This is a genomic window from Blautia hydrogenotrophica DSM 10507, from assembly GCF_034356035.1.
Taxonomy (GTDB): Bacteria; Bacillota; Clostridia; order Lachnospirales; family Lachnospiraceae; genus Blautia_A; species Blautia_A hydrogenotrophica.
This window is the reverse complement of the sequence record NZ_CP136423.1, coordinates 2,308,373-2,320,225: the sequence shown is the minus strand read 5'-3', so window position 1 is coordinate 2,320,225 and position 11,853 is coordinate 2,308,373. Positions and strand designations below refer to the sequence as shown.

Annotated in this window: 12 protein-coding genes and 1 other RNA gene; 9 read left to right on the top strand and 4 right to left on the bottom strand. The window is 40.0% G+C overall.

Annotated elements, in window-relative coordinates; all coding sequences use genetic code 11:
- Positions 1 to 159: 159 nt before the first annotated feature.
- From BLHYD_RS10820 to BLHYD_RS10810, 3 genes are all read left to right on the top strand, one after another.
- Complete coding sequence (locus tag BLHYD_RS10820; RefSeq protein ID WP_148391190.1) at positions 160 to 579, top strand: hypothetical protein; 420 nt, start codon at positions 160 to 162, stop codon at positions 577 to 579.
- A 1-nt stretch (position 580) separates the two neighbouring features.
- Positions 581 to 799, top strand: a complete 219-nt coding sequence (locus BLHYD_RS10815; protein WP_005951536.1) for a hypothetical protein — start codon at positions 581 to 583, stop codon at positions 797 to 799.
- Between the two features lie 138 nt (positions 800 to 937).
- Positions 938 to 2,077 carry a tyrosine-type recombinase/integrase gene (locus BLHYD_RS10810; RefSeq protein ID WP_172676802.1) on the top strand — a complete coding sequence of 380 codons (1,140 nt, stop codon included), beginning with the start codon at positions 938 to 940 and terminating at the stop codon, positions 2,075 to 2,077.
- Between the two features lie 95 nt (positions 2,078 to 2,172).
- On the opposite strand, the gene ssrA is transcribed toward BLHYD_RS10810, so the two are convergent.
- Positions 2,173 to 2,525: a transfer-messenger RNA gene (ssrA, locus tag BLHYD_RS10805) on the bottom strand.
- A gap of 133 nt (positions 2,526 to 2,658) precedes the next feature.
- On the opposite strand from ssrA, the gene BLHYD_RS10800 reads away from it, so the two are divergent.
- The 4 genes from BLHYD_RS10800 to BLHYD_RS10785 all read left to right on the top strand — a co-directional run bounded on the left by BLHYD_RS10800 (position 2,659) and on the right by BLHYD_RS10785 (position 5,924).
- The gene (locus BLHYD_RS10800; RefSeq protein ID WP_021844827.1) at positions 2,659 to 3,705 is read left to right on the top strand and encodes a tyrosine-protein phosphatase; all 1,047 of its coding nucleotides are present in this window, start codon (positions 2,659 to 2,661) and stop codon (positions 3,703 to 3,705) included.
- Between the two features lie 167 nt (positions 3,706 to 3,872).
- Positions 3,873 to 4,376, top strand: a complete 504-nt coding sequence (ilvN, locus tag BLHYD_RS10795) for an acetolactate synthase small subunit (protein ID WP_005948443.1) — start codon at positions 3,873 to 3,875, stop codon at positions 4,374 to 4,376.
- Between the two features lie 75 nt (positions 4,377 to 4,451).
- Complete coding sequence (gene ilvC, locus BLHYD_RS10790; protein ID WP_005948445.1) at positions 4,452 to 5,465, top strand: ketol-acid reductoisomerase; 1,014 nt, start codon at positions 4,452 to 4,454, stop codon at positions 5,463 to 5,465.
- Between the two features lie 93 nt (positions 5,466 to 5,558).
- A complete protein-coding gene (locus tag BLHYD_RS10785) occupies positions 5,559 to 5,924 on the top strand; it encodes a DUF4234 domain-containing protein (RefSeq protein ID WP_005948447.1) in 366 nt (121 codons plus the stop codon).
- 202 nt (positions 5,925 to 6,126) lie between these two features.
- On the opposite strand, the gene BLHYD_RS10780 is transcribed toward BLHYD_RS10785, so the two are convergent.
- Complete coding sequence (locus tag BLHYD_RS10780; RefSeq protein ID WP_005948449.1) at positions 6,127 to 7,008, bottom strand: LysR family transcriptional regulator; 882 nt, start codon at positions 7,006 to 7,008, stop codon at positions 6,127 to 6,129.
- A gap of 213 nt (positions 7,009 to 7,221) precedes the next feature.
- Here BLHYD_RS10780 and leuC point away from each other — a divergent pair, with 213 nt between their 5' ends.
- Entirely contained in the window at positions 7,222 to 8,490 is a 1,269-nt protein-coding gene (leuC, locus tag BLHYD_RS10775; RefSeq protein ID WP_005948451.1) for a 3-isopropylmalate dehydratase large subunit, read from the top strand.
- Between the two features lie 12 nt (positions 8,491 to 8,502).
- Positions 8,503 to 8,997 (top strand): 3-isopropylmalate dehydratase small subunit, encoded by a 495-nt coding sequence (gene leuD, locus BLHYD_RS10770; RefSeq protein WP_005948453.1) that lies wholly within the window; start codon positions 8,503 to 8,505, stop codon positions 8,995 to 8,997.
- Positions 8,998 to 9,345: 348 nt separating this feature from the next.
- On the opposite strand, the gene BLHYD_RS10765 is transcribed toward leuD, so the two are convergent.
- Together BLHYD_RS10765 and BLHYD_RS10760 are read right to left on the bottom strand one after the other, a co-directional pair.
- Entirely contained in the window at positions 9,346 to 10,677 is a 1,332-nt protein-coding gene (locus tag BLHYD_RS10765; RefSeq protein ID WP_005948455.1) for a hypothetical protein, read from the bottom strand.
- Between the two features lie 284 nt (positions 10,678 to 10,961).
- Positions 10,962 to 11,474, bottom strand: a complete 513-nt coding sequence (locus BLHYD_RS10760) for a GNAT family N-acetyltransferase (RefSeq protein ID WP_005948461.1) — start codon at positions 11,472 to 11,474, stop codon at positions 10,962 to 10,964.
- Positions 11,475 to 11,853: the final 379 nt, after the last annotated feature.

Here is an 11,853-nt window from a genome sequence, read left to right as displayed (position 1 = left end):
CAAAAGCTGTGATGTATGGTGGAGATTGGACAGATTTAAGCTACCCCAATTTATATTTTAGCTTGGCAGATGCAGAAAAGGCTTTGAAGAAAAGAAAGCAGGGGAATTCTCTATACAACGGAAATATTGGAAATATATAAAATGAATGGAGAAAGAAAAATGAGTAATAAGCTGAGGAGAAAAGTAAAATCATCGGGATATCCAATGAATGTCGCAAATTTTACTCTAAATCAAATATCAGATTTGACAAAATGCAGAGTAGATTCTCTTAAATTTTGGTGTGAAGCTAGAGAAAAAGAATTTGAAGATATTTATCAAAAAGAGGCACGAGAAAAACTAGAGAAAGCAGAAGACTATATTGCAGTGGCGAACATTTTGATTACTCTGGTTGCCATTAAAATGACTTGGGGATATACAAAGGCCAATCAAAGGTTACTCGAAAATTATAATGCGGCAACAGAGTATGTATCCAGAAATGGCATTGAAAAAACATATCAAGAATTGCAAAAGCAAATGGGAATTGAGTTAGAATTTGATTCAATGGATATTAACAAAGAATTTGGTTTTGGAGAATACTGATATGAGGAAAATTAGTGAAATGTATAAAAGATCAGGAGGCTCATCATGGAGACATAATTGTGAAGAATGCAAACACTTCCATCAAAATGGAAAAAAACTAAGATGTGATCTGTTTGAATCAGATGTATGTTGGAAATCAAATTATGTGGCTTGTAAATTTTTTGAAGAACCGGTACCGGAAGAAATTAATGGGCAATTAAATATCTTTGATATTTTGTAAAATTAGAAAGGAGTCGGAGCCGCTGGCCAGCGAAGGGACGTCCCGGCTCCTTTTTAAAATATGGAAGATCGTGATTTATTGCAGTATGCTCTTGAACATGATATGATAAGTATGTCATATATTCAGGAACAAGTAAACATGAACAAAAGAAAGGAAATATTAGAAAAACACCCGTATAAAATTTGGGAAGGAAAAGACGGAAAATGGAGAACATATATTCTCGATGAAAATGGGAAAAGAATTTTAAAAAAGCTTTCGACGAAAAAAGCAGTGCAAAATATTATTGTGAGTTATTACGAGAATATAGAAAAAGCAAAGACTGAAGATTATAGCTTTCATTCATATTTTCAAAAATGGAAAGAAAAGCAGGTTTCTTATGGAGTTTCAAATAATACGTTGACAAAGTATGATTCGGATTATAAGCGATATTTTGAAAATTCGAAATTTGAAAAACTTGATATAAGAAAAATCAATGAAGAAGATATTACCGCTTTTGTTATTCAGCAAATCAAAAAGCTGAACCTCAAAGAAAAAGCGGGAAAATCGCTTATGGGATATATAAACGGAGTTTTTAAACACGCGAGAATAAAAAGAATAATATCAGAAAACCCTTGCGAATACGTCGAAACAAGAAACTTTTCGAAGTTTTTTAATCGGGATAAAAAAAACCCTGAAGAAAGAACCATTAATACTAACGATTTGAATCTTTTATTGAAACAATTATATATTAGCCAAACCCAAAAACCTCATTATATACCGAATTATGCGGTAGAATTAGCTATATATACCGGAATGAGAATTGGGGAAATAACTGCATTAAGGTGGGAAAATATTCGCGAAGATCTGGGGGTTATTGTAATATGTTGCTCCGAAAAGCACGATAGAATAACTAAGGAATACATCGTTGATTCTACAAAAACCAGAAAAGAACGTCAATTCCCTATTACTCAAAAAATTTCAAGCTTACTTTATAAAGTGAAAAAAATAGAAATGCAGTATGGATTTCTTGGCGAATACATATTCCAGAATGAAAACGGAAAACTCCATTCTTCTTCTATCGCTCATTGTATACGTTATAGGTGTATACAGGCCGGAATTCCAGAAAAAAGCATCCAATCACTAAGGCGAACATTAAATTCAAAATTAAGATGTGCTGGTGTGTCAAGCATTGTTGCAGCATCAATGCTTGGACACACAGAAGAAGTTAATGCTTTAAATTATAGTTATGATATTTCTGAAATGGATTATAAAAGAGAGATATTATCCGAGATTATTTGACTTAGGCAATAAAAAGGTAATCACGGGTAATCAAAATGTTTGATAATCAAAAAAACGCGAAATCCTTGATTTTACAAGAAAAAACGCGTTTTTATGCATGGACCTGGCGGGAATCGAACCCGCGTCCGAAAGCCTATCCCTTGCGGCATCTCCCATTACAGTCACTGTTTTGACATTCCCTCGATCCCACGCCCGGTGACAGGCTTAGGACTTCAGTAGCTTCATCATACATCTACCGGGGCAAAGCTTAGCCGGTAAGGTTTCTCACATAGTCGACGCCAGATTCTTAAAGTGTGAGTGCTCTAAGGCTGACGAGCTGCAATTAGGCAGCTGCTAACGCGTAATCTTCGTCTGCGTTTATATTTAAAATTCCAGCTTGATACGCAGTGCCGGAGTCTGCGAATGGCTTCCGCAACTTCAAAACCCCCGTCGAAACCAGTACAAGCCCTTATTGAAGCGACTGGCTGACAGACGAACCACTGTTACATCACCAGTATAGCAGAAAGAGTTCGCCTGTCAAGCCCTTTAAAAAGAAATACATATATGATATGATGAAAAAAAGAAAAATGGGGGAAATGACCATGAAATATGGAAAGATCAGAATTGAAGACGGGAATCTAATATTTACCAAAAGAGTAAAAACCAACACTCTCCCATGCTCCGAAATCCTCTGGGCTTACCGCAGAAAAGAAGAGCCGACAGGAAAAAATACAGGAGGCGGTCATGCGCTCTGTCTGGTGACACGTCTGCGGAAAAAATATAAATTTGAGATGACATTAGAAGAGGCGGCATCTTGCCTGAGAGAACTTCAAAGGTTAAATCCCCGAATAGCCGTGGGGTATCCAAAAGGGGCTAGGATTGCGTTTCAAAGCTTGGCAAATACCAGAGATCTTGGAGCTCTGAAAGCGACTGACGGCAGAGTGATTTTACCACATCGGCTTTTGAGAAGCGGAGATTTGTACCATTTGTCTAACGAAGATCAGAGAGTGCTTCTGGAGGAATACCACTTGACGAAAGTTATTGACTTTCGCACAGAGAAGGAGCAGGAGCGCAGACCAGATACAGTTTTAAAGGGAGTCACCTACGTGCAGAATCCTATTTTGGATGAAGAAACTATGGGAATCACTAGGGAGCGAAGGCTTTTGGACGAAGTAGTAGATTCTAAGATTGATATGGGAGAGTTTTTGGAGAAGGTATATCAGAACCTAGTACTAGAGCCTTATGCTGTGGACCGGTATGCCAAGTTCTTTGACGAACTGCTTCACCAGGATGATGGGGCAGTGCTGTATCATTGTTCAGCGGGGAAAGACCGGGTTGGAATCGGCACAGTTTTACTGCTGAGTGCGCTGGGGATTCCCAGACCGGTGATTGTAGAGGACTATCTTAGAACGAACGAGTATCTGGAATCAGAGGCAGAATATCTGGTTCGGCTTTTAGAGACTAAGATGGTGGTCAGTCCTCAGACTTATTCCAATATTCAAGCACTCTACAGTGTGAGAAAGGTCTATTTAGAAACGGTTTTCCAGGTCATTGAACAAAGGTTTGATTCCATGGAAAATTATCTCAGGAAGAAAATGTATTTGTCTCCAAGAGTGTTGGAACAGCTTCGAAATCGGTATTTGGTGTGAAAAGCTATTATTCTTTGAAGGACTGAGATTAATTTATGTGGAGTCTGCCATTGACAAACCCGAATTAGTTGGTATAATTAAAAAAATATATAAAGTTGTCGGAAACAATAGAACGAGAGTAATAGTCAGCATAAATCCGAGAAATTTGGGGGAAAGAAGGGATATACATGAAGGAAAATAAGAGAGTGCTTTCTCTGCTAGTCAATAATAATGCAGGTGTGTTAAGCCGAATCTCAGGGTTGTTCAGCCGAAGAGGATATAATATAGACAGTTTATCAGTGGGTGTGACTGCAGACCCTAGATATTCGAGGATGACAGTAGTGTGCACCGGCGAGGAGTTAATTTTGGAGCAGATCACAAAACAGTTGAAAAAGCAAGTGGATGTCAGAGATATCAAGGTACTGGACCCAGAAGACAGTGTGTGTAGAGAAATGATTATGGTAAAAATTTCTACAGGTGCTGAGCAGAGAGAAGGAGTTGCTGCGATTGCTGATATCTTTCGTGCGAAAGTTGTGGATGTCAGCAAGGATTCCTTGGTTATTGAATTGACTGGAAGTAAAAACAAACTGGAAGCATTTATAGAGCTTTTGGAGCCATATGAGATTTTGGAGCTGGCCAGAACAGGAATTGTGGGACTGTCCAGAGGCGCAGAGAACGTGACGTTTTTATAAAGAAAGCTAAGGGCGTTGCTTTCACAGAAAAGTGAGCCCTTAACGATATATATTTATATATGGGAGGAAAGTAAAATGGCAGTAAAAATCTATTACCAAGAAGACTGTAACATGGGCCTTTTGGAAGGAAAGACCATCGCGATTATCGGTTATGGCAGTCAGGGACATGCACATGCGCAGAACCTGAAAGATTCCGGATGCGATGTCATTGTAGGTCTTTATGAGGGAAGCAGATCTTGGGAAAAAGCCGAGAAACAGGGATTTAAAGTATATACAGCAGCAGAAGCTGCTAAGAAAGCTGACATCATCATGATTCTGATCAATGATGAGAAACAGGCGAAGCTTTACAAAGAATCCATTGAACCAAATCTGGAAGAGGGCAATATGTTGATGTTCGCGCATGGCTTTTCCATTCATTTTGGACAGATCAAACCTCCGAAGAATGTGGATGTCACAATGATCGCGCCAAAAGCACCAGGCCATACAGTGAGAAGCGAGTATCAGATTGGAAGAGGAACCCCTTGTCTGGTTGCTGTTGAACAGGACTATACAGGAAAAGCAAAAGACAAAGCGCTGGCTTATGCATGTGCTCTGGGTGGCGCGAGAGCAGGAGTTTTGGAGACCACTTTCAAAGTAGAGACAGAGACAGACTTGTTCGGTGAGCAGGCCGTACTTTGCGGCGGTGTTTGTGCGCTGATGAAAGCAGGATTTGAGACTCTGGTTGAAGCAGGATATGCGCCGGAGAACGCTTATTTTGAGTGTATTCACGAGATGAAACTGATCGTAGATTTGATCTATCAGAGTGGATTTGCGGGAATGAGATATTCTATTTCCAACACTGCAGAGTATGGCGATTATATCACTGGACCGAAGGTCATCACAGACGAGACTAAGAAAGCAATGAAGAAGATTCTGTCAGATATTCAGGATGGAACTTTTGCAAAGGACTGGCTGTTGGAAAATCAGTCTGGTTGTGCGCATTTCATGGCTATGAGAAAGAGAGAGGCTGCTCATCAGTTGGAGGAAGTGGGAGCAGAGCTGCGTAAACTCTATAGCTGGAACAATGAAGATAAGCTGTTGGATAACTAAAAGAACAGAGCGCTTGCCCACTTTGTTAGAATCCAAGGCATCATAGAGGGGTGTTGATAAATTCAACATCCCTCTGTCAGTGAAAGAAGGGATATGATGGGAAAGGAAAGAAGCATTGTATTGTGCATTATATTTACAATCATTACCTGTGGAATTTATGGCATTTACTGGATGATTGTGTTGAATGATGATATGCTGGATGCTCTAGAAGAAGAGGGAACCAGCGGAGGAATGGTATTTCTGTTCAGTCTGATTACTTGTGGAATCTATGGATTATACTGGATTTATCAGATGGGAAAACGGGTGGACCGGCTGAATGACAGGTATGGGCGCCATACAGACAATTCAGGGCTGCTCTACCTTCTGGTGTCTATCATCGGTTTACAGATCGTTGTGTATGCGATTATGCAAAATGAGTTAAATCTCTATTTCCGTGATAGTAATTTCAAATACTATTAATGCGCTCAGTGGATAAGAGGTCCCATGTCTTGTCCACTGGGCGTATTTACTGCATGAGCACAAAGGCCTGTCAGGATTGCAGGAGTACGATGCACGGAGCAATCCGCAGCTTATACTTTTTGGAGGTGCCACCGACAGGCGGCATAAGGATTTACGCGATAAGTTGGTCGCAATATCGTGGCGGATAGGGGAAAAATCTTCTCTATCCGATTTTTTTGAGAAAGCTTTCTATTATGGGAAGATGTAAATTCGTCTTTTTGCAGGCAAAACCGACGGTCCTCTGGGGAAACGTAAGCCCCAGGTTGACTTCCTGCAACAGTCCTGAAGAGAGCTCCTCCTGGACAAACTCGCGAATCACGCAGGCGATACCCAGGCCGATCTTGGAAAACTCAATTAGCAGGTCCATAGTGGTGATTTCTAGAATGTTTTTGAGTGTGATTCCGTTTTTCTCAAAGGCACAGTTGATGTATTGGCGGGTGAGGTTTTCTTCATCCAGCATCATAAAGGTAGCGCTAGAGAAGAGATCTTTGCGTTCAGAGCGCAAGGAGAGATTTCTGAGATAGTCTTTTGTGGATACAAATGTATCTTGTATCGGACACAGGGGATGAAAAGAAAAGTTTTTCAGGTTCTGGGTTTTTCCCACTAGTCCGATATCAATTTTTCCTTCTTCTAGCAGACTAAGAGTCTGGTAGGTGGACTGACAGCTGATTGTGAGCTTTACGTGTGGGTGAGCTTGAATGAAGTTTTTTAAATAGGGCAGAAGGATATATTTGCATAGGGTGGTGCTGCCTCCGATTCTAAGCTGGGATATTCCTAGAGTGCGATTGTGAGCTAGCAAATCTTCGCCGGTTTTTAGAGAATTGAAGGCAGATTCCACATGATGAAAAAGCAGTTTTCCCTCATCTGTCAGAAAGACCCCACGGGAAGAACGTTTAAAAAGCACAGTTTGAAGTTCTTCTTCCAGCCTTCGGATTGCTTTGCTGATGGCAGGCTGGCTGATATAGAGCTCTTTGGCTGCTTTGGAAATATTGCTGGTTTTGCCGACTGTGTAAAAAATATTGTAAAGAGAAAGATTATTTGACATAAAAACCTCCGTAATATATCTATAAGTTATAGAAGATATTCATAATATGTATTTGTATTATAGCATTCGGAGTGCTATAATGTCCATGAAAAGTAATTTCCTGTTGCCACCAGGCGGTTTAAAATGAAATTCGAATGATTGCTGTGAGTGGTAACATAACTTGAGCACAAAGTGATAGTGAGAATAGACGGAGAAATTTAGGAGGAATGGGAAATGGGAATGACTATGACACAGAAAATCCTGGCAGCGCATGCGGGATTGGACTATGTGGAAGCCGGACAGCTCATCGAGGCTGATTTGGATTTAGTGTTGGGGAATGATATCACTTCTCCGGTAGCGATTCATGAAATGGAAAAAATGACGGTGGATACGGTTTTTGACAAAGATAAGGTGGCCTTGGTCATGGACCACTTTATTCCAAATAAGGATATCAAATCGGCAGAGCACTGTAAATGTGTCCGGGAGTTTGCCTGTCGTCATGATATTACGAATTACTTTGATGTGGGAGAGATGGGAATTGAACATGCTCTGCTCCCGGAAAAAGGATTGACGGTGGCAGGCGATGTAATTATCGGAGCAGATTCTCATACCTGTACTTATGGTGCTCTGGGGGCGTTTTCCACGGGAGTGGGAAGCACAGATATGGCTGCGGGGATGGCTACAGGAAAAGCTTGGTTTAAAGTGCCTCCTGCGATCAAATTTCATTTGACTGGAAAACCTTCTAAGTGGGTGAGTGGAAAAGATGTAATACTGCATATCATCGGTATGATCGGCGTGGATGGGGCTCTCTATAAATCCATGGAATTCGTGGGAGATGGAATACAGCATTTATCTATGGATGATCGTTTTACAATTGCGAATATGGCAATTGAAGCAGGAGGTAAGAATGGAATATTTCCCGTGGATGATCTGGCAGTCGCGTATATGAGAGAACATTCTAAGAGAGAGTTTAAGATCTATGAGGCAGATGAGGATGCCGTCTATGAAGAGGAGTATACGATTGATTTAAGTCAACTAAAGCCTACGATAGCATTTCCACATCTACCTGAAAACACGAGGACAATTGATGAGATTACGGCGGATGTGGTGATTGACCAGTCAGTGATTGGCTCCTGTACAAATGGAAGAATGGAAGACCTGAGGATTGCGGCAGAGATTTTAAAGGGTCGTAAAGTGAAGAAGGGGATCCGCTGCATAGTGATTCCGGCTACCCAGGCGATCTATTTGCAGGCTATGAAAGAAGGACTTTTGGAGATCTTTATCGAGGCGGGAGCAGTGGTGAGTACTCCGACTTGCGGTCCATGTCTGGGAGGATACATGGGAATTCTGGCGGAGGGAGAACGCTGTATTTCCACTACGAACCGTAACTTTGTGGGGCGTATGGGCCATGTAGACTCGGAAGTCTATTTGGCTAGTCCGGCGGTGGCGGCTGCCAGTGCGGTGACTGGAAAGATTTCTGCTCCGGCAGAATTGGGATTATAGGAGGTATACCTGATGAGAGCAAATGGAACAGTTTTTAAATATGGAGATAATGTGGATACGGATGTGATTATCCCGGCTCGCTATCTGAACTCTTCTGACCCGGCAGAGCTGGCCACTCACTGCATGGAGGATATTGACAAGGAATTTGTCAAAAAAGTACGCAAAGGCGATATCATTGTCGCGGATAAGAACTTCGGATGTGGTTCATCTAGGGAACATGCTCCTCTTGCGATCAAAGCCGCAGGGGTGAGCTGTGTGATCGCTCAGACTTTCGCGAGGATTTTTTATAGAAATGCAATCAACATTGGGCTTCCAATTATTGAGTGTCCGGAGGCGTCTAGAGGGATTGAAGATGGGGATCAAGTAGAGGTGGATTTTGACAGTGGTATGATCTACAACCGTACAAAAGGGACGCAGTTTAAAGGACAGGCATTCCCTGAGTTTATGCAGAAAATTATAGCAGCTGAGGGATTAGTCAATTATATTAACAGCCAACATCAGAAATAGCAGGTGCCAATAGAAGCGATACCGCCAGTCATTTTAGCGACTGGCGGTATCGTTGTTTTTGTGCGAAGACCGCTTTGTTGCAAAGCCAATGTTTTTGTGCTACGACATCCTTGTCAATGGTAAATTATTCGCTGTGAGTAAATTCAATTCTATTCTATATGTGGCAATTCTGCTGCAATGTCTTCCGCGCAGCCGGAGAAGGAGCAGAAAGAGGAGTTATAGGATAGTTGGGTGCTGTCTGGGCTGTTGCAGATGATGCGGCAGCCTTTTTAGAGTAGTGAGAAATTTGTTGGCTATGTATTGTTGTAGGGGTGGACTTTTTTTGTTACAAGAAAGAGCTTGTTTCCTTTACTTTTTATGACTTTTTTGATTTTCGGCAGATTTTTCTGATAGCGTGTTGTATGGGTGTTTCATCAGCCTATTTTGGGCGATTCGGTAGATCAACAGTCTGATAAAACAGGTTACAAAGTGTGCTTTTAATTGGATGCTTTTTTTCGGAAGAAGGTCTTTGGACTTAAATTCAGGACACATGATATGAAAGAATTCTTCAATCTCCCAGTGGGTATGAATGATCTTTGCAATTTCTTCAGGTTCGTCATCCAGATTCGTGTAGACCAGATGAAATCCGTCATAACGGGATTCCATTTGAGATAGGGAAGTATCTGCTTTGCGGTTTCTTCTGCAAATTTGGTAATTTTTATATTTTAAGGAGTAGGTGACAATCAGATTTTGAATATATTCAATTTCTTGACTTTCATCATAGCCTTCGAATAAGCGTTGTTTGAAAAAGATTTTCTCTTTGTTTTCTTCTGTATTCACTATAGTTCGAATGTCAAAAGTTTCCGTGCTTCCTTCCAGAATCCACTCGGTAGGACTAAGGGCCCATTCTTTGATATCTGGTCTTAGATTTTTTAGTGGCTGGGTGGTAAGAAAATTTTGTCCTCCGAAGTTGTTCCACATATTGATGTCAGGGCAGTTCATGTCGTTGGTGTAGACCGTGAATTTGGAAAAATGGAAATCATGCATGATTTGTTTTTCCAAAGGCTGAGGGATTGAGGAGCTTTTTTCGCTGCCTTCGCGGATAAAAAAAGCCAGAGGAATTCCGGAATTGTTCAGGAATAACCCAAGCTGAACAGAGGAGGAATCAGAGAAATAGTTGGTGCAGTCATAATAAAGTATCTTGGCGTCGCGCTGAGAGATATAGTACGGCGCGGACTCAGGTTGTCCCAATAGTCTTTTGGTCTGTTCTGTACAGGAGAGACTGGTAAATGGAAAGAGAATTCTGCCATATATAAGCTTGGAAAAAACTGCGTCGAGATCATAGGAAAGCGAGCAGCTATTAGAAATTTTTTTACAGATCGTAGGGATTTTCAGTTGACAGTAAAGCTGCTGAAGAAAGAGATAACCAACGTTAAAGCTGTTAAGTGTGTTTGGCTCTACAAGCTTGTTCGTCATAAAAGGGATGAGTATTTTTTGACGGCTAGTTATTTCCTTTGCATTTAGATTTTTTACGTAGTTTTTGGCCCATTGATATGCATCTTCGCATCCGTACCGTTCTTTAATCTGTTTTTCTGTGCCCAATTTCTCAAACACTTCAGATGAATTTTTTCCCTCTCTGGTGACAGAACGTATTACATAGAAAGAGACAGCACTTTTGGATTTTGATATGGATAATCTCATAAGTTTACCTCCCCGAACAATATGGAATTGAATTAAATTTTATCTCAAATTTGTGATTATCCGTATAAATACTATACTTTCAAGCATTTTAAAGTATAGAAAAACACTCATTTTGCCACGAATTTACCTTGATTGAATGAGCCTTGATATGACAATGAAATAGCACTAAAAAGATCACCTTGAACTTAAGGGGTGTTTTTTGTAAAAAGCAGTCAATCCTAAGACTAACTGCTTTTTATGTAGGTATATGTATTTGTCAAACTGGAAATTGTAGCAATCATCTACTATTGAAAACAATCAATATTTCGCCATATAAGTTTCTCTGACTGAGTAATTGTTCCGGTACCGTGGAAATTGTCCTCAAAATCTTTAAAATGTTCAGCCCCAAGCCTTTCATATAATCTTTTTGCACCATCATTTCCTTTCAAGATACATATGCTCATTTTTTGATATTTACGATAAGCATATTTTCCAACATAGCGAATCAACTTAGTTCCAATTCCCTTTTCTCTTTGATTTCGATGTATATGCAAAGATGATATATATATACAATTATCAATTTCTTCGTCGTCATGAATTGCGATGAAGCCACAAAATTTTTTTTCTTCTTCGGCGATAAATATCTTAGCACCATTCAATAATAAATGATTATTCCAAAGTCTTATGCCGAAATTTATTGTTAATCCATCCAAATAATTTTGTTCTAATATTCCAACAAAAGATTCTTTCCAATTATTGATACATAATTCTGCTACTTTGTAAATATCCGCTTCTTCATATTCCCTTATATTCATCATATTACCTCCACGAATTCCGTTTTGTCCATATCTTCATACCCATATTATAACAGTTCCATATATCCGCCACAATAAAAATCAGCATACTTTGCCTTTTTTAATAAAACATAAAATAAATATAGAAAGAAGAAATAGTTTAGAAAAACCGAGAAATTATTTAATTTTGGGGGGATTTTGTAAGGAAGAGGTAGATGATTAAGGTAGGATACACAAAAAATTTAGGAGAACTGTAAAATGGCAGAGAGGAGAGCGAGCCGATAAACAATAAGGGTGCTGAGGAAAATGGGAGAACACCGGCGATGAGAAGTCCATTAATATTGTTGTTGATTGTTAATAAGCGAAAAAGAGGCGTGTCAAAATTTTTTCTATTTTTAGTTGA